The following is a 19,171-nucleotide window of genomic DNA, read 5'->3' on the forward strand; positions in this document are numbered from 1 at the left end:
TTTGAGCACGGCCTGCAGTTGTTCTTTGTTTTCTGGCTTGAGCAGGTCAGCCAGAGTGCCGGCCGGGAGCTTTGCGAAAGCGTCATCGGTTGGTGCCAGGAGAGTAAAGGGCCCCTTACCTTCGAGAGTGCCGGTCAGGTCGGATGCCCGGATCGCCATGACCAGGGTCTGGAAGTCTTCGTTGGTGGCCGCGACCTCGACCAGGTTTATCTTCTCGCCTTTCTTATAAGCCGCTACCGCCAAACTGGACAAGGTAAAAAGGAATAAGGCACTTAGCGAATAAGCAAAAAAGCGTTGGAGTATTTTCATTAGTGAATCCTCTGGGTCTGTTTTGGTGTCATACAGAAGTTCTAATACGTATGAGAAAACATTGTAGTTAGCAGAGGGAAAAAAGTTGTCTCATAAAAGAAACTTTGGTCGATGATAAAAAATGGACCGCTCAGCAACCCTGAAGACTTATCTGTTTGGGAGCAGTTTTACGCGCTTGCAGCCTAATTGTGCCTGAAAATCAGTGCATTTGTACTTCAGCATTACGTTGCGACAAAACCAAATTTCGGGTTCTGTCGCAAACTGGTGCGGTAAGTTATGATCTTCGTCACTACTCACTACTTCGAACCCTATGACTATCAATTTTTCAGGCCGACATTTTCCGTCAGAGATAATCCTTCAATTGGTTCGGTACTATCTCTCTTACAAATTGAGTTACCGTGAAATTGAAGAAATCTTTGCCGAACGAGGTATCAATGTTGATCAYTCAACATTGAAYCGCTGGGTGATYAAATATGCGCCATTGCTAGAACATCGAGCTCGCAAAAAGARGAAGCCAGTSGCKTCTTCGTGGCGRATGGAYGAGACCTATATCAACGTCAAAGGYCARTGGAAATATTACTACCGCGCCGTTGATAAATATGGTGATGTGATTGATTTTCTACTGCGTGATAAGCGAGATGAAAAAGCGGCTAGAGCCTTTTTCCAAAAGGCCATTGGCCAACACGGATTACCAGAGAAGGTGGTAATTGATGGAAGTCATTCTAATGCATTAGCACTGCACAATATCAACGTTGAGCTTTGGAATAGCGGACGCATGCTGAGCCTTATTGAGATCCTTTCAATTAAGTATCTGAATAATATTGTTGAGCAAAGCCACCGCAGAGTGAAAGGTAAGATGAACCAAGCACTTGGCTGGAAATCTGACGAAGGAGCAAAGGCAACATTAGTTGGTGTAGAACTTTGGTCGATGATAAAAAATGGACAGCTCAACAACCCTGAAGACTTATCTGTTTGGGAGCAGTTTTACGCGCTAGCAGCCTAATTGTATCAGGAAATCAATACTTTTGTGCTTCTGCATAGCTTTGCGACAGTACCAAACAAACTAATCTGATGCCTATTAGAAGGCAAAGACATGAGTAATTACTGCTTAGGCATAGTTCTTATATCAAACAACTTCCAAAGAGGACTGAACTGAACATCCTTCAGGCTAGGTAGCCTCCATTCCTCACATAATGGATACATATCTAATGAATCTCGTATGGCTTTGGACTTTAGAGAACCGTTGCTAGAGCTGATATTAAAATATTTGTATAAATCAAATGCACTTACATATGGTTTATTGTTTTTATCAAAAAGGAAATTGACCATCCCTACAGCGTGAATTATTGCACATGCCCACGTACTAGCTTTTCCTTTAGCTAAAGGACACGGCCGCTTACGACAAAGAGTTGCAGTCACCGACCGAATCAAATCGGAATATTCGTCATTTAGAAACTCACATGAATACCGATCAGTTAAAGCGGTAATCTCCTCATATCGCCCCTTCACTACACTTGGAATACGGTTTGATTTCGTTGCAGTCATATCCCCTCACACTAAGCAGCCGCCTCAATTAAAGAATATATTGATTTTACATAAACACCGCCAAAATTCGGTGCGTTAAGTGCACGTAAATATGTCATCCCGGAATAGAGGGCAGACTTACCCAGTGATTAGCTTAAATATCATTGGTAGATTGACCCCACGTTGAATAGACGCCTTCAGAAGGTGGATCTCTCTCTGCATGTTGTTGAGGTTCGCGTAATTCATCGGAAAAGTGCTTCCATTTAAATTAGGGCTTGGTCATTGAGTTGCTAGATTAGATGGAAAAGAAGGAATTCTGATCCGAGACTGAATATTTTGCAACAACCCCAATAATGGATAGAGATACAATGCGGAAACAGTATTTGAATATATAGAAATTAACTATAATCGAGCCCGAAGATACAGCACTATTGATTATCTTCGACCATAGAATTTTGAGCTAAAGAATATTGCTTAATGAAATGTCCATTTTTATTGGTTCAGATTATTACCAACATTCTTTGTGAGCCAACTAACAAATATTGCTAATAAACACATCGAAATTAGCCCTGTGCATCTTGATTTTCAGTATTCACTCTTCTACGTAACACCTCAAAAAACATGATTTAGTTCAAGGATCTGCAGCTTGAACGTTATTGATGTTTCATTCTGGAACGGAATCATGATTATAAGTGTTCCAATCTGAAACAAATAATCTAAGTCCCCCTTCTTATCTTGCTGGCATATCATCAGTTTCAACTTTATCCCACACCCTGCGCAGAATAATAAGGATAGAACGATGAAAAAGATGATTAACCAAGTCGATAACGTAGTTAAAGAGCAACTTCAAGGTGTCGCCAAGGCTCACCCTGAACTCGACGTCAACTTAGATCCTATGTATATCGTGCGGCGAGAACGCCAAAAGGCCAAGGTAGCCCTTGTCTCTGGTGGCGGTAGCGGTCATGAGCCTATGCACGGCGGTTTTGTGGGTAAAGGCATGTTAGATGGCGCCTGCCCCGGTGAGATGTTCACCTCACCAACACCCGATCAAATGTACGAATGTGCTCAGAAGGTAGACGCTGGAGAGGGTGTCCTGTTTCTTATCAAGAATTACACCGGCGACGTACTGAATTTTGAAACCGCGGTTGAGCTTCTTCACGGTGACGGTATCAAAGTACAGGCAGCACTAATTGATGATGATGTCGCAGTGAAAGACAGCTTGTATACCGCAGGGCGTCGCGGTGTTGCAACCACCGTGCTGGCTGAGAAAATTCTCGGGGCGGCGGCCGAAGAAGGCTACAACCTGGATAAAATCAGCGAGCTGGCTAAACGTATTGCCAATCGTGGACGTTCGTTTGGTGTCGCACTTTCTGCTTGTACCGTTCCGGCGGCAGGTAAACGTAGTTTTGAGCTGGATGACACCGAGATTGAGTTTGGTGTTGGGATCCACGGCGAACCGGGCATCGAGCGCCGGGCCTTTACGGATGGCGACACGATCACCAACGATATGATGAACGAGATCTTAGATAATACTCCATATGAACGTATCGTTCGCCGTTGGGACAATGATGCCGGTGAATGGCAAGACGAATCCTGGGTCACCGAATCGCTCCAGTCTGGCGATAAAGTTATTGTGTTAGTGAACAACCTCGGTGCAACGCCGCAATCTGAGCTTTATATGGTATATCGCAAAGTTGCAGAGCTACTGGAGCTACAAGATATTAAAATTGAGCGCAATCTTATTGGCAGCTATTGCACGTCATTAGATATGCAGGGCCTCTCTATCACAGTGCTAAAAGTCGATGATGAGATGTTATCCCTGTACGATATGCCCGTTAACACACCCGCAATGCGCTGGGGTTGCTAAGCGTTAAGGAAGACATGATGACAATTACGAAACAGCAAATCGTTCAGTGGCTTGAAACATCAGCCGATGTATTTAAAGACGAACAAGATTTTCTGACTGAATTAGACAGAGAAATTGGCGATGCGGATCATGGTCTAAATATGAACCGCGGCTTTCAAAAAGTGAAAGAGAAATTACCGAGTGTTGCCGATAAGGACATTGGTACCATTTTAAAAACCACGGGAATGACACTGCTCTCGAGTATCGGAGGGGCCAGTGGCCCGCTGTATGGCACTTTCTTTATTCGTAATGCAACCAGCGTGATGTCTAAAGAAGAGTTAAACCTTGCTGAACTCACCAAAATGCTTCAGGACGGCATGGATGGGGTTGTTCAACGCGGAAAAGCGGAAGTGGGTGATAAAACCATGATCGATACCTGGAACGGCATCATGGTGAGCCTAAAGCAAAACCAAGATGCCAGTGTTTACGATGCCCTGAGTACCGCAGTGGCAGAAGCTGAAAGCGCAATGAAAAACACGATTCCAATGCAGGCGCGAAAAGGACGAGCAAGCTATTTAGGTGAGCGTTCTATTGGCCATCAAGACCCAGGCGCTACATCCACTTACCTACTCTTCACTGCACTGCGCAACGCTTCAGCGCAATAAACGCACCCTCTTTGCTGTTCGAGGTGGTATCGCGCCACCTCAGTTTAAGGTTTGATTATGGTCAGTATTGTAATTGTTTCCCACAGTCCGGACTTAGCCAAAGGCGTCCATGCGTTGGCAGCCCAGATGACCCAGGGGAAAGTCAAAATTGCTGTCGCTGCCGGTGTGGATGATCCTGAAAATCCAATTGGTACCGATGCCATTGCTGTGATGACGGCAATCGAAGAGGTGTATTCTCCCCAAGGCGTATTGGTCTTGGTCGATATGGGCAGTGCGATTCTAAGCACCGATATGGCGTTAGAGCTAATTGGTAGTGAACAAGCTACGAATGTACACGTGTGTGCGGCACCGCTAATTGAAGGCGCCATGTCGGCAAGTGTTGCAGCAGCAGCAGGCATGTCATTAGAAGACGTGATCAATGAAGCACACAGTGCATTGTTCGCGAAATACCAGCTGTTAGACCAAAGCGCTAAGCTTCCTGGTGGTATACAGGCGAATTCTCAACCGGATCCTGTAGACAGTGAAAATGAAATTAAATTTGAGTGGCAGGTGAAAAATCCTCACGGCATTCACGCCAGGCCTGCCTCAGCTATTGTAGGTGCCATCAGCCCATTTGATGCCCAAGTCTGGCTGAGCAGCCATGGCACGCGAGTCAGTGCGAAGAGTATCAACAGTATTGCGTTATTAGGCGTAAAACAGGGCGACAGCCTAACTTGTATTGCCAGCGGCGAAGAGGCGCAAAAGGCGTTGCAGGCATTTGCTTTGCTCGCAGAGAGCCATTTTAACGAATCTATTAATGAGAGAAGTGATGAGATAGCGGTTGAAGCTCCCCGCCGAGTACGCCACTCAGTTGAAAATGAAGACGGACGCTTGACTGCCATTGGTGCATCCGAGGGGATTGCCATTGCACCAATTTGGCACTACCGGATCACCATGCCCGAAGCACGTGAACGTGACTATTTAGATTATGAGCAGGAATGGCAGCTGTTTGATCAGGCGTGTGATATCGCCCAGCGAGATCTGGCTGAGTTGGCAAACCAAACCGCAAAAGCGGGATCGAAATCAGAAAGTGACATTTTTACCGCTCACAGCCAAATGCTGGCAGATCCAGAGCTTGGCAGTAAAATCAAGCAAATGCTAAAAGATGCGATCAATGTGGAAAATGCCTGGTTGCAAGTCATCGAGCAGACTGCCCTGGCATACAAAGACTCACCAAGTGAATATATGCAGGCGCGAGCCAACGATGTTTACGATGTTGGCCGCCGAGTGATGGGGTTGCTCATTGGTGAAAATGCACCTCAAATTGTGCTTACTGATCCAGTCATATTAGTTGCCGCCGATCTTTCACCATCAGATACCGCGCAGCTTGATCCGAATATGGTCCAAGGCATTATCCTGGAGCAGGGAGGGAGTACATCACACTCAGCCATTCTTGCTCGTGCGCTGGGGATCCCGGCAGTCGTTGGGCTCAGCGGAATAATGTCACGAAGCCAAGAGGGCGAAGTCGCTATTATTGACGGTGGCAGCGGTGATGTTTGGCTAGCACCGGTGGCGCAACAACTTGAAACTGCGCAGCAAGACCTTGAAAAGCTTCATCACCAAAGAGAGCAAGCCCAGGCGTTGGCGATGGAAAAAGCCAAAACGCAAGATGGCAAGCTGGTGGATGTCTTTGCCAACCTTGCCAGCGTGGAAGATGCTGAGCAGGCGCTTTGTAGCGGAGCCGAAGGGGTCGGATTGGTGCGAAGCGAATTCCTCTTTATGGATAGCGAGCAAGCACCGTCCGAGCAGAGCCAATATGAATTCTATTCACACATTGCCGGAGTCTTCGGTGAAAAGCCAGTGATCATTCGGACTCTCGATATTGGTGGAGATAAGCCTTTAGCTTATTTGCAGCAAGGGCCAGAAGAGAACCCGTTCCTGGGTTGCCGGGGCCTGCGCTTATGTTTACAAAATGTGGATATATTCAAACTGCAGCTGAACGCTTTGCTTCGGGCCCGGGCAGAACATCCTAACCTGCAAGTGATGTTCCCAATGGTTTCAACCCCTGAGGAGTTGCGCCAGGCGAAATCTCTGCTCGATACTTGCTATCAGGCGCTGCAACGTGATGGTGTACCGGCCGCGATGCCAGAGATCGGCATTATGATTGAAGTGCCTGCTGCGGTAGCAAATGCTAAACAGTTAGCAAGAGAGGTGAGCTTCTTCAGTATTGGGACTAACGATCTCACTCAGTATGTGATGGCAGCCGACAGAGGTAACGATGCGGTCTCTTACTTAGTGTCTGCGGCTCAGCCAGCGGTGCTGCGTATGATCGAAGTGGCTGCGCAAGCCGCTCATGATGCAGGGATCACCATTGGGATCTGCGGTGAGATGGCCGGCGATCCCAAGCTAACAGCGACTCTCATCGGCTTGGGTATTGATGAGTTGAGTATGAGTCCCATCCGTATCGCAGGGGTTAAGCAAGCGGTGCGTACAACCCAGAGCAAGCATGCTGAGTTAAAAGCGAAAGAGATCTTAAATGCCGAAACCTTAGAACAAGTACTGGCAATGCTTTAAGCACCCATTTTCAACCTGATAACAAAGCCGCACGCTAAAGTGCGGCTTTTCACTGCCGCTCATTCCCTTTTATACCCAAACCACATCATCTCTGGTTATTTATAATCTGCCACATCAATACCGTAGCCCTTTAGCTTGCGCCATAAAGTGGTGCGACCCACCTGCAAATCTGCACACATCTTGCTAATTTTTCCTCGACAATGCACGGCTGAACGAATGATGGTGTTCTTTTCAGCATCCGCGAGACAGTTTGAATGCAACTGTTTATCTCCAACCTGTTTATCGCTAACCGATTCTCGCTCTATCGCTGAAAGAATGGTATCGGGTAGATCTTTGACTCGGATAACACTCTCATGGGCAAAGTTGGCAGAGCGCTCTATGACATTACGCAGCTCTCTATGGTTGCCAGGCCAGCGATACCGCATCAAAAGTGACATCGCCTCTTGGCTAATGGTGAGAGGCGTTTTCTTTTCGGCTTCCAAGTGAGTGAGTTTTCGTTCAACTAAGGTAGGTACATCCTCAATGCGCTCGCGAAGCGGCGGTACTTGGATATCAAAAGTTTGCAACTCTAAAAGCAGTTGCCTGCGAAAATGCTTTTCCACAACATACTGATCCAAATCGATATTAGAGGTTGCAACGATACGAACATCCAGTGAGACAATATTGCCATTCATGCGGTTTAGCAGTCCCGTTTTTAAGAGGTGAAGTAAGGCTGCTTGTACTTCGGAAGACAGACACTCCACTTGATCAAGAAACAAGGTGCCACCATTAGCCAGTTCAAATTTCGATGCAGAGGCTTGATCACCGTCCAGTGCTGAGCCTAAAAATTCGGTCGCCATTAGCTCTTTGGGAATGGCCTGGCAATTAATGGCAATAAAGGGCTGGCCATGTCTTTCACTGGCGTTGTGGATCGCCTGCGCAAGGTGGCTTTTTCCTATTCCATCCTCCCCATGGAGCAGAACAGGCCCCCGCCCTTTTGCGGCATGGCGCGCCTGGCGGATCACGCGGTGCATGGCATCCGAAACCCCGGCAATGTCATCAAACGTTAATCTTGCTCGGTTACCGGCATGCTGATGCACTAAATCGCGAATATGCTTGAGCGGATAGAGTAGAGCGATATAGCAGTGGGTATCGTTTTGAGCGTTTCTCACAATCTTGAGCGACATCACCAAGGAAATCAGCCTGTCTTTACTCTCTATTGTGGTTTCGACCATATCCAGCCCCTTTCCACGCTTGATGGCCTGGCGTACACGCTGAGGCATAGTGAGAACTGAGCTGATTTCTCGCCCCAATTCACTGGGTGTTAAGCCCAGGAGTTCACAGCCTTTTTGATTCAAATAGTGAATCTTTCCATTGGGGTACCACGCCAGTACACCTTCATCAACACCTTCCAGCAGGACATGTACCTCAGATAAGTGCTGATTAGACTCTGTGAGCATACTTTCAGCTTGCATTTGACTGGCAATATCGCGTGAAGCGGAATGAATTAAGCCCAAAGCAGAGACGCTGGCTTTTTCGGCTGGCAGCACCAATGCGACGCAGCCATGCGCTGAACCTGTACCATCAAATATTGGGGCGGCGTATACCGCAAAATCGTGTAGCGCCTGTTTAAAGTGTTCAAAGCCAGCCGTTCTGGTCGCTTTAGCTAAATGCATGGCACTTGAAATCGCGTTGTTACCTATTATGCCTTCCCGCCAATAAACGCCTTCCTGAATACCGAGTGCACCAAGTTTCTCTTGCATAACATTGTCTGCGTAGAAATACAGGGTGCAGCCGGTTTCATCGCAAACTAAAAAAGCACAGCTGTCGTTTTCCAGATATTCGTAAATATCTTCGATAGCCGGTACGGCAATATTTAAAAACTGCGCTTTGCTTTTTTGTATTGAGGCAAAAGTTACCCCTTTAGCTCTGTGAGGTATCGACCAATGATCGTGACGCTGTTGTCGACGACAGCGAGCCCAAACTTGCTGTAGGTGCGGATCGATATCGGGGAGTTCTGCCTCCACTGAGGACTGAGAAACAAAGGTGTGCCAAATCTCTTTGGTCAATGTGCGACGAGATTGCATAGGAAACATTACTGCTTATTTGATTCAGCCGTCATCTTAGCGTTTTGGATCAGAAAAAAATAATGCCCAGATTGGAATATTGAGTTTTAGCAAAGCCCATCTTCACCAACCTCCATCCTTAAAACGACGATAAGCAGCCATTGATGACAACGGTTTCACGCGCCAGGAAGCAAATAAAACAGCCCTCCTGTATTCATTTTCACAAACTTGAAATGTTTATTTTTCATGAATAAGCAGATCACTCTTTTATATGTGCTCCCATTTCTGTGCCAATACTTTTACGCACATCCATCAGCTTAATCGCCGAGGTATGCAACTTTTTTTCTTCTTCTGAATTCGGCACCCACTCAGGCACCCTGATTGGATGACCAGATTCATCAACGGCAACCATGATCACGATGCAGTGCGTGGTTAGCCTTAGATTCCGTGACTTAGGATCACAAGCTTGAACATCAAGTGCGATATGCATTGAAGATCTTCCGGTATAAATCACTTTAGCGCTGACTTCAACCAAGTTACCCACATGGATGGGGGCGACAAACTGGATCCCTCCTACATAGGCTGTAATGCAATAACGCCCGCTCCAGCCTGCAGCGCAGGCGTAAGCGGCTAAATCAATCCATTTCATTACCGCTCCGCCGTGTATTTTACCGCCGAAATTGACGTCGCTGGGCTCTGCCAAAAATCTCAGTGTTACTTCATGTTGCTCTCCAACCATACGGTTACTCCTGTAAGTGTGCTTTAGCAATTTGCTCTGTGGGCGAAATGTAATAATTAGTCCCACTTTTTACAATTAAAGCTGTCAATAATTTAGACGCCAGGTGATTAGGCATGCATCTGGTTAGTGACATTGCTGATTTTATATAAAGGGGGGGGGAGTTACGCAGCGAAAATATATTTTGCGATTTCGTTTTCTCTTAATTGGCTCAGCGGACTCGCTAATAATTAACAGACGATGTTTCAAATTCACCGTCGTCATATTGTTAATATATGTTCCATGGAGCATATGATTTCCATTGGCGGCTTGATTAGGATCAATGATTATTTTTTACAATTCGCCGCTTGGGATATATGGCGACAGGCTCACGTTTTCAGTTGTTAAATAATCAAATAAGCAGATGTCCTATTCTGATTTCATTTTTTCCCTGTTGTTTTTGTTGATATATCACTTGAACTTAGCTGTATGAGTTGAAAAGCAAGGTGCTCGCAGTAGGGATTAATATCGGTTCCGGTGCATTCTTCGTTCATATCGGAGACATGGCAGGGATTGTTTTCAGAGAAGGATAAATTTATGACGGATGCAAAACAAAAAAAGATGGGGCTTATAGATATTGTGCTATTCGGTGTATGCACAGTATTAGTGGTAGATACTGTCGCAGCTTCGGCAGTTGCCGGCCCCGGGGGGATGGTGTGGTGGTTAGTGATTTTGGTGTTATTTTTCCTCCCTTATGGATTGGTGACGGCTGAACTGGCAACGACTTATCCAGCAGAAGGGGGGATTTATGATTGGGTGAAGCGTGCCTATGGACGAAATTGGGCGGCCCGGACTGCCTGGCTCTATTGGGTCAATTATGCATTGTGGATCCCAGCGGTTTTTTACCTTTTCGCCGTGGTCATCGGCCAAGTATTGGATGTGACACTTTCTCCCTGGGAGGTTGCAGGAATTGCGATTGCAATGAGTTGGGTGAGTTCCTGGATTGGTATGCAGCCGGTAGCGGAGGCCAATTGGATCTCAACTGTGGGGGCGATTTTTAAGGTGATTATCATGACAACCCTAGGTGTGGGTGGGATTGTCATGGCACTGCGAGGGGAGATTGCGAATGATTTCAGCCTTAGTGCATTCACGCCGTCATGGCAGGTAGGGCTGGGTATCTTGCCAGTGATCCTATTTAGTTTATTGGGCTTCGAGGTGGTTTCAGGTGCTTCTGATGCGATGGCCAATCCCAAACGTGATATTCCCAAAGCAACCGTACTGGGTGGTTTCTTGATCGCATTCTTCTATCTGCTGGCGGCCTTCGGGGTGCAGGCGGCACTACCGATTGATCAGATCTCGGCCTCGGCAGGCCTTTATGAGAGCCTGACTATTCTATTTGGTACCAGTGGTATTGCTGGAGTGGCCATTCAGGTACTGTCGATATGCTTCTTATTTACCTTGATGGCCAATATTGTGAACTGGTCGGTCGGTGTTAATTATGTGGCCATCTATGCAGCGCGCAATGGAGATATGCCTGCAAGTTTTGTCACGACCACGGCAAAAGGCACGCCGAAGGGAGCGGCACTGTGGAACGGTGTAGTTGCGACCATAACCATGATTGCTTATGCACTAATCGCAACCATGGGTGGTAATGAGGATCTGTTCTGGAACGTCTTCTCATTAGGTGCAATTATTCTGTTGATGTCTTACATCATCATGTTCCCTGCATTCTTGAAATTACGTCGTATAGATGCAGACCGTGAGCGTCCATATCGAATGCCTGGCGGCACCACGTTGACCCGCCTGGCCTGTTATATTCCTATGCTGCTGTTGATCATGGGCGTGGTGACTTTCTTTTGGGTGCCAGGTGAGCCTTTGGATGTCGAATATCTCTGGCAGGTGGGAGCCGGAGTTGGTGTTTCGATTCTGATTGGTGAGATATTTATCCAACGTAAGAAACCTCAGATGCTGGATAAAGCTGCAGAGCTGGATACCCGCTCAGTCTAATCAACGATAACTGTGTATCAAAAGCCGGCTTAGTCGGCTTTTTTCGTCAATGCGGTGGTGAATAAAACGCCTTACCATGGAAAAAATTACTTTTGTAACAGTGTGTTACCGTATCTTACTGCCTTTGTGTTTTTATGTTCCTTATATTGTCAGCTAATTGTTTTTCAGGAGGGACTGTTACGACAGTCCGGTACGATAATGAAAGCTGAAAATGCACAACAGAAAATAAACCGAATTAAACAAGCTGCCATCACCTTAATCAAAAAGGAGGATGTCAACCTGATCTCGCTTTACGATATCGCCCGACAGGCACATATCGCTAATTCGACGGTTTACCATCATTTCGCTAATATCGAAGCATTGCTGATAGAGATTGCCAACGAAGTTTTTGAGAACTTAAATGAGCTTCTAGATCAAGTAGAGGCAGTGCCCTATTTCGAACACTGGAGTGATATCACTCGTCAGATAGAAGATATTTATGTCAGAAACTACCGAGAAAACCCGTTAGCAGCCAAGTTAATTCTCGGCCAGCACAAGTATTACCAGCTGCGTCAAGCTGATGTACAGAATGACCACCTTCTGGCTAAACGAATCACCAACATTTACAGCCGTCATTTCATCCTACCCGCGCTGCCCAAAAATCGAAATGTCTTTGCTATCTCCTTACAAGCGGCAGATAAGATCTATTCAACGTATTACAACGTTGTGGGCAATATCATTCCTGAAGCAAGTGAAGAAGGCTGTCGACTCGCAATTGCCTACCTAGGGCTTTACTTCCCTCATTACCTGCAGCGAAATACATCTGTGCCGACCGAGACCGAAGTGTTCGATAAGATCACTTGCAGTAATGCCTTCGCTGGGTAACGTAGTACCTTGACTCATTAATTATGATTGAGTCAGCTGTTCATTGGCACGCGTAAACAGGGTGAGGCACTATTCGTAATCTTCAAGATTAAACTGAGAGTTTCGTCATCCTTGCTCTTTGTCATTTATTGAAGCGCTTAATGCTGATCTTTTCATTATCGATTGGATTTACAGTAGTGATTATCGGGGGTCCACAGTCCACTGAACCTTCCGAGCATGATGGATCCCTGATTAACCGCCAGGTGAGTTTTGATAAAGTCTGCAAGTTCAGTGTTTGGCGGTTTCTGGGATGACGGACTTTGACCGTTTCAATCAATCATCTTCATTGTGTTTAGATAGTAGGTAGTACTTGCAGAGAGTATGTTGGAATCCTCTCTGCATGGTATAAAGGCGTCACCAGAGAGGAGTTAAGCTGTTGGTATTATCACCGGCGTGTAATTTGACGATGGAATTAAACAAACTTGGTATCTTGTGGGTTATATTAATTTTTTTCGAAAGTAGCAGTGCTATTAATTACCATTGATAACAATTGTCCTGAATCCTCTTTATTTTTAGATGAGGTGGCTAACGTGCCTTTTGTTTTAGTTAGCCTTTCCATTAACTCTCTTCTTTCTTTTTCCGCTTTTGAAATCGTCTCATTTTTTTCATTTTGCAGCATGATTTATAACCTAAATAGTATTCAATGTTGATAATGATTTTTAACCAAAATGCAGGGCAAAGAATCACTACTGTATCTTTTTATCGATAGTGCGATTGACACACCTACCGTTTCTGCTCTCTTTATATTCTTTATTTATATGGTTTAAAAGTTAGCTACTATCGATATTGTCGATAGGTAAAGATGGCTTTGTGATTGAGCAGATCCTCCCTGGCCTTTATGCTGTCAAAATAGTTGTCACAGGTAGTATAATGACAATAATGACAATAATGACAGTAGTTGCTAAAGGACACTCCATGAATTTGCTCAAACTTCGCACCTTTGTGTTAACCGCAGAAAACGGTTCACTGTCACAGGTTGCCCGACTCATGGGGAAAAGCCGCACTTCGTTAAGCATGTCACTATCGAGTCTGGAAGACGAACTTGGAGTCGAGTTGTTTATCCGCACCAAGAACAAACTGACCTTAAGTGATGCAGGTAAAGAGCTGTTCTCCGATTGTAAAAATATTGTCAATATCGCTGACAATATCTATTCAAAGTCACTCCGACTGGCGGAAGGGGTCAGCAGCAATATCCGTGTCGCCTATGATGATAGTTTACCGTTGAGTTTCTGGCGAAAACAGCTGACCAAATTATCGGAAAACGATCAGTCTGTAACCTTGTCTGCCATTAAAGTGTCCAGCCCGGATCTCCCTTCGATGGTTAAAGATAAACAGGTTGATGTGGCCTATGGCCTGATGATAAATACCACCGATGATCCGAACTTGAATGTGAATATACTTCGACGGATCCGGATGATGGTCGTCTGCGCGGCCGAACATCCGTTGGCCAAGATGTCAAAAGTGTCCAGTATTGAAATTAGTACCTATCGTCAGATTATCTTGGCTCATCTGTCTGATGATGTGAATCCTGAGTTTAAACCGCTGGCTAGCAGCAATATTAGTTTCTCCAGTTATCACGAGGTTCTCGATGCCGTACTCGATAACTTAGGATGGGCGATTGTCCCTGAACCTTTGGTGAAGCAAGAGTTGCGCAAGGAAACGCTGAAAGTCGTCAAACACCCGAATAGTATGTTTTATGAGAACTATGCTGAATTGTCGCGCCCCAACGAACAACACCCTGAATTGGCGCAACAGTTGGCTGAAAATATTGAAGAAGGTATTTACGATATTCTATAAAAAAAGAGCCGGGTTAATCCCGGCTCTTCAGTCATTGTTTTATTTTAAAACCACCCGGTTTAATTAAACGATACGCAGGCCGCCTTGAGCAATCGCGAAGCGACGTGCACGAGTGTATGACAGCGCATTTGTGATCCCTTCGCCAGTAGGTCCTGCGATGGTAAAGGTTGAAGTACCTTCAGCATTGTAGCCAACACCTGACAGGGTTGGGCCGTTATGAGCGAAAATCGTAGTATTGATACGGCGACCAAACTGGGTGACGTTTTCAATATTACCTGAGTAGATACAGGCCGAGTGCTTGTTGCCACGTTCTGCAGCGACAGCGCGCTCGATTGCTTCGTTGATGTCTTTACAACGAACAATCGGCAGAACCGGCATCATTTGCTCAACGTGTACCAGAGGGTGTTGATTATCAACATCCATAACAGCCAGGCGAGTGTCAGACTCAATCCCAATCGATTTCAGGATATCACCTGCATCTTGACCGACGAACTGCTTCACAGGGTGCCATACTCGGGCTATTTCTTGGGCCGTACAAGGCTTAGCACCGTTAACTTCATCCATAGTCAGGATTTGATCTGTTAGTTTTTCAGCTTCGTCTTTGCTCAGAATGTAAGCACCAAGCTCTGACAGCTTCGCGATGAATTCGTCAGCAACAGCGTCTTCAACGAAAACTTCTTTCTCGCCAATACATAGCAGGTTGTTATCAAAAGCTGCACCGGCATAGACACCAGCCGCAGCCAGATCCAGGTTGGCAGTTGCGTCAACGAGAACCGGTGGGTTTCCGGCACCGGCGCCGATGCCTTTTTTACCTGACTGGAGGATCGCTTTAACCAGACCCGGGCCACCGGTTCCTACCAGCATGTTCACCAGAGGAGATTTCGCGATTTCACCAAGCGTTTCCAGAGTCGGCTCTTTCACCATAGTGACCAGGTTTTCAGGGCCGCCAGCTTCAACAATGGTTTTATTTAGCAGATCGATCATCAAGGCAGAAACAACTTTTGCCGACGGGTGCACGTTGAATACAACGGCATTACCTGATGCCAGCATAGAGATGGCATTGTTCACAAGAGTTTCAGTTGGGTTTGTCACCGGCGTTACCGCACCGATCACACCGTAAGGTGCACGTTCTTCAATGGAAATACCGTGGTCACCTGACCATATTTTAGTTTCCAGAACTTCGGTGCCCGGCGTTTTAAGTGCTGTCAGTTGATGCTTGGCGATCTTGTCTTCAACACGACCCAGGTTGGTTTCTTCAAGAACCATTTTTGCGAAATCTTCAGCGTGAGTCAGAACCGCGCCACGGATGGCGGTGAGAATGGCTTCACGAGATTCTTTGCTTGAGTTAGCGTAGAACTCAACTTGAGCTTTATGAGTAGCTTCGATTGCGGCTTCAACTGAATTGAAAACGCCTTTAGCAGTGTTGATATCAAAAGACATAGTATACGTACCTCAGTGGTTAATTTGGTGGCGAACCACCTCGTTGCAAGGCTGCCCAGCTCACTGCACAGCCTCAACAAAATATTTATAAATAGGAATTAAGCGTAGGTTTTCGCTGTTTCTTCACCGGTCAATACACGCAGAGCGCCCAGCACCAGAGCTTCAAGCTCAACCTCGCCCGGATAAACTTTTACCGGAGCAATGAACTCAACGCGCTTGGCAATTTCGGCTGTGATGTACTTGCTGTATGCGATACCGCCAGTCAGCAGAATGCCGTCGACCTTACCGTTGAACACCGCGCTCATTGCTGCGATTTGCTTAGAGACTTGGTAAGCCATTGCATCCGTGACTTCTTTGGCATTGGTGTCGCCCGCTTGTGCTTGCTCTTCAACATCACGCATGTCGATGGTGCCGGTGTAGCTGAATACCCCACCTTTACCCTGAATGAAGCCTTTCATGTCGGCGTGAGTGAATTGACCGCTGTAACAGAGATCGATCAGCTCGCGGGTTGGCAGATCGCCGCAGCGTTCAGGGGTGAATGGGCCTTCAGAGATAGCGTCAGTCGCATCAACAGTACGACCCGCTTTATGAGCACCAACGGTGATTCCACCGCCCATGTGACAAACAATTACGTTGACGTCGTCGTATTTCTTGCCATTTTCTTCGGCAAATTTTCGAGCGATTGCTTTTTGGTTCAGCGCATGGAAGCGGCCTTTACGCTTGATCTCTTTGTGACCAGAAAACGCAGCCAGTTCAGACAGCTCGTAAGTGACAGGGGCATCAGTGAAGAATGCTTTGATACCATTCTCATCCGCCAGCTCTTTACCAATGATGCTCGCCAAGTTGGCTGGGTGCTGAATTTGAGCATCGACCAGATCAGCGACCAGTTTTTCATCAACGTTGTAGGTACCACCTTCAACAGGATTACACGCTCCCCCGCGACAGGCGATGGCCGTCAGATCGGCTGGAGACACGCCATTTTCAGCCAGCGCCAGAAGAATGGCTGCTTTACGGAATTCTTTTTGATCCGCTACCCGAGCGTATTGAGCCAGCTCTTCAACACTGTGGCGCAAGGTTTTTTCGAAGACTTCCGTTGAGCCCTCGAAAAGACCGATCTTGGTTGATGTAGATCCTGGGTTAATCGCTAAAATTTTCATGTCTTTTTACCTGTATATTCTGCATGAGCCTGCTGTGACTAAGTGGCAGCAGTGGGTGTCAATTAAACAGTTGCTTCTGTTTCTGGCAGGACTTGTGGGGTTTTCATTGCCGCCACCGCGCATGCCAAGGCGATGGAGATGGTTTTCTCAGATTCGCCGTCTGCGCGGGAAACCAGAACCACCGGGATACGGGCACCCAGCAGCACACCAGCCATGCTGAAGCCCGCCAGGTATTGAAGGGCTTTGGCAAAAACATTGCCCACTTCAATGTTTGGAGCCATCAGAATGTCAGCTGCACCAGCAACAGGATCGTTCACGCCTTTCAGGTTGGCGGCGTATTTGGAGATGGCAATGTCCAACTGCAGGGGGCCAGAAACGATACAGTCGGTAATTTCTCCTTCCTGGTTCGCTTTCTGCAGTTCAGCGGCATCGATGGTGGCTGGCATCTTGTCGTATGGCTTCTCTTTCGCACATAGATTGGCCACCTTCGGTGTTTTGATGCCCAGTGCGTGAGCCAGTTCAACGGCGTTACGGATGATGCCTTTCTTTTGCTCCAGGTTAGGTGCGATGTTCATCGCGGCGTCAGTGAAGATGTGGAATTGATCGCTACCTTCTTTGAACAGAACACCGGCGTGGCTCAGTATGTTGCCAGTGCGCAAGCCGTGTTCTTTCTTCAGGGTTTCTTTGAGCAGGACAGAAGTTTCGATCAGACCCTTCATAAGCACATCGCCTTGACCTTGAGCGATAGCATTAACTGATTCGTAAGCGATGGCATCCAGGCCGTTGACCTCGATAATGTCGAAGTGAGACAAGTCTGCGCCACACTCCTGTGCGGCCTGAGTGATCAGAGGCAGTTCACCCACCAGAGTGACATCAACGATGCCTTCGAGGCGTGCTTTGTTTGCAGCATCGATGGTTGCTTCATCGTGAGCAGCGCAGACAATCACTCGTTGTTTGGATCCGCCTTTTTTGGCCTGCTCAATAAAGAAATTCTTGTCGTACATAGGTTCTACCTTTTAATTCTGATAACGCCGTAAATTCTCACGGATGCTTAATAAGTTCTTTTCCGTGGGAGGAGCAACTTGGTTTTAAGTCACCGCGAGCTCCTGGCGGCGATCCTGTAGCTCCAATAATTTTCAACGCCATATTACTGAACCTTTCGCGGCTTCAATTTCAGTGAGAGTCAAATTAATTGACAGCAAGGCGGGGGATTCAAAAGTAAGTGATGCCTTCGAAATGAAGCTCTGATAGTCAGTTAAGCCTGTAGGGTTGAGTGGTAGCATGAGAGGTAAATGGTGAGTCCAAATGCGGGGAGGGGAAGATAGGTATTTAATCTGGAAGTAACAACGGAGCTGGCTTGATAATCAAATAAAAACAGATGTTTATGGTGTTTTTTGGGGGTTGTGTTTAGGCGGGTATTGGTACGATGAAGCAGAGCATTATGACCAGATGCAAATGACAAATAGGGCTCGGTGAAAGCAGAAGAATGAGCCGTTGAACATAGTGTTTATTAGCGACTTCTGTGTCAGGTAGCAGGTCAATATTCTCTTCGTTTTGCTATATCAACAGCGTCATTCTTAAGGGCGGTGACGTTATTGCTATGACAGAGTTGAGAGCTCAATCACAATTCACTTTGTGTCGTTTGGCCGCTGCCTATTCAGTTATTTTAGGGTTCTGTCCAAAGTTATGCAGAAGTACAAGCGTACTGATTTTCAGATACAATTAGGCTGCCAGCGCATAAAACTGCTCCCAAACAGATAAACCTTCAGGGTTGTTGAGCTGTCCATTTTTAATCATCGACCACAGTTCTACACCCGCCAATATCGCCTTTGCTCCTTCGTCAGATTTCCAGCCAAGTGCCTGGTTCATTTTACCTTTCACTCTGCGGTGGCTTTGCTCAACGATATTGTTCAGATACTTAATTGAATGGATTTCAATAAGGCTTAACATGCGTCCGCTATTCCAAAGCTCAACGTTGATATAGGTCTCATCCATCCGCCACGAAGAAGCCACCGGGTTCTTTCTTCTGCGTGCTCGCTGCTCCAGTAATGGCTCATACTTAATCACCCAGCGGTTCAATGTTGAGTGATCAACTTTGATACCTCGTTCTGCATAGATTTCTTCAATTTCACGATAACTCAATTTGTAAGAGAGATAATACCTAACGGAAAGTGGCGGCCTGAAAAATTAATAGTCATTGTGCGAGAAGT

15 protein-coding genes and 1 pseudogene are annotated in these 19,171 nt (G+C 46.5%); 7 read left to right on the plus strand and 9 right to left on the minus strand.

Annotation, left to right across the window (positions count from 1 at the left end):
• Positions 1–309, minus strand: a 309-nt coding sequence (locus tag L4D76_RS15280; RefSeq protein ID WP_428441760.1) for a fasciclin domain-containing protein, incomplete at its 3' end; no start/stop codon positions are given.
• A 310-nt stretch (positions 310–619) separates the two neighbouring features.
• On the opposite strand from L4D76_RS15280, the gene L4D76_RS15285 reads away from it, so the two are divergent.
• On the plus strand, positions 620–1,312 hold the full coding sequence (locus L4D76_RS15285) for an IS6 family transposase (protein WP_428441761.1): 693 nt from the start codon (positions 620–622) through the stop codon (positions 1,310–1,312).
• A 98-nt stretch (positions 1,313–1,410) separates the two neighbouring features.
• On the opposite strand, the gene L4D76_RS15290 is transcribed toward L4D76_RS15285, so the two are convergent.
• Positions 1,411–1,854 (minus strand): DUF6398 domain-containing protein, encoded by a 444-nt coding sequence (locus tag L4D76_RS15290; RefSeq protein ID WP_428441762.1) that lies wholly within the window; start codon positions 1,852–1,854, stop codon positions 1,411–1,413.
• Between the two features lie 778 nt (positions 1,855–2,632).
• Between L4D76_RS15290 and dhaK the strand changes: the two genes are divergently transcribed.
• Genes dhaK through ptsP form a run of 3 tightly spaced genes read left to right on the plus strand, consistent with a single transcriptional unit; the run spans position 2,633 to position 6,897 of the window.
• A complete protein-coding gene (gene dhaK, locus L4D76_RS15295) occupies positions 2,633–3,700 on the plus strand; it encodes a dihydroxyacetone kinase subunit DhaK (RefSeq protein WP_428441763.1) in 1,068 nt (355 codons plus the stop codon).
• A 17-nt stretch (positions 3,701–3,717) separates the two neighbouring features.
• Positions 3,718–4,344: a dihydroxyacetone kinase subunit DhaL gene (gene dhaL, locus L4D76_RS15300; protein ID WP_428441764.1), complete on the plus strand. Its 627-nt coding sequence runs from the start codon at positions 3,718–3,720 to the stop codon at positions 4,342–4,344.
• Between the two features lie 57 nt (positions 4,345–4,401).
• Entirely contained in the window at positions 4,402–6,897 is a 2,496-nt protein-coding gene (gene ptsP / locus L4D76_RS15305) for a phosphoenolpyruvate--protein phosphotransferase (RefSeq protein WP_428441765.1), read from the plus strand.
• A gap of 95 nt (positions 6,898–6,992) precedes the next feature.
• On the opposite strand, the gene dhaR is transcribed toward ptsP, so the two are convergent.
• A complete protein-coding gene (gene dhaR / locus L4D76_RS15310) occupies positions 6,993–8,963 on the minus strand; it encodes a dihydroxyacetone kinase operon transcriptional regulator DhaR (RefSeq protein ID WP_428441766.1) in 1,971 nt (656 codons plus the stop codon).
• Positions 8,964–9,201: 238 nt separating this feature from the next.
• On the minus strand, positions 9,202–9,681 hold the full coding sequence (locus tag L4D76_RS15315) for an acyl-CoA thioesterase (RefSeq protein ID WP_428441767.1): 480 nt from the start codon (positions 9,679–9,681) through the stop codon (positions 9,202–9,204).
• 573 nt (positions 9,682–10,254) lie between these two features.
• Between L4D76_RS15315 and L4D76_RS15320 the strand changes: the two genes are divergently transcribed.
• The gene (locus L4D76_RS15320; RefSeq protein ID WP_428441768.1) at positions 10,255–11,664 is read left to right on the plus strand and encodes an APC family permease; all 1,410 of its coding nucleotides are present in this window, start codon (positions 10,255–10,257) and stop codon (positions 11,662–11,664) included.
• Between the two features lie 198 nt (positions 11,665–11,862).
• Positions 11,863–12,528 (plus strand): TetR/AcrR family transcriptional regulator, encoded by a 666-nt coding sequence (locus tag L4D76_RS15325; RefSeq protein WP_428441769.1) that lies wholly within the window; start codon positions 11,863–11,865, stop codon positions 12,526–12,528.
• Positions 12,529–13,009: 481 nt separating this feature from the next.
• On the opposite strand, the gene L4D76_RS15330 is transcribed toward L4D76_RS15325, so the two are convergent.
• Entirely contained in the window at positions 13,010–13,186 is a 177-nt protein-coding gene (locus L4D76_RS15330; protein WP_428441770.1) for a hypothetical protein, read from the minus strand.
• Positions 13,187–13,482: 296 nt separating this feature from the next.
• On the opposite strand from L4D76_RS15330, the gene L4D76_RS15335 reads away from it, so the two are divergent.
• Complete coding sequence (locus tag L4D76_RS15335; RefSeq protein ID WP_428441771.1) at positions 13,483–14,364, plus strand: LysR family transcriptional regulator; 882 nt, start codon at positions 13,483–13,485, stop codon at positions 14,362–14,364.
• A 63-nt stretch (positions 14,365–14,427) separates the two neighbouring features.
• On the opposite strand, the gene L4D76_RS15340 is transcribed toward L4D76_RS15335, so the two are convergent.
• The 4 genes and pseudogenes from L4D76_RS15340 to L4D76_RS15355 form a co-directional block, all read right to left on the minus strand.
• The gene (locus L4D76_RS15340; protein ID WP_428441772.1) at positions 14,428–15,804 is read right to left on the minus strand and encodes an aldehyde dehydrogenase; all 1,377 of its coding nucleotides are present in this window, start codon (positions 15,802–15,804) and stop codon (positions 14,428–14,430) included.
• A gap of 98 nt (positions 15,805–15,902) precedes the next feature.
• A complete protein-coding gene (gene buk / locus L4D76_RS15345) occupies positions 15,903–16,961 on the minus strand; it encodes a butyrate kinase (protein WP_428441773.1) in 1,059 nt (352 codons plus the stop codon).
• Between the two features lie 62 nt (positions 16,962–17,023).
• On the minus strand, positions 17,024–17,965 hold the full coding sequence (locus L4D76_RS15350) for a phosphate acyltransferase (protein ID WP_428441774.1): 942 nt from the start codon (positions 17,963–17,965) through the stop codon (positions 17,024–17,026).
• A 718-nt stretch (positions 17,966–18,683) separates the two neighbouring features.
• Positions 18,684–19,159 (minus strand): annotated as a pseudogene (locus tag L4D76_RS15355) (IS6 family transposase).
• Between the last annotated feature and the right edge of the window lie 12 nt (positions 19,160–19,171).

It is taken from the genome of Photobacterium sagamiensis, from assembly GCF_050337085.1.
Lineage (GTDB): Bacteria > Pseudomonadota > Gammaproteobacteria > Enterobacterales > Vibrionaceae > Photobacterium > Photobacterium sagamiensis.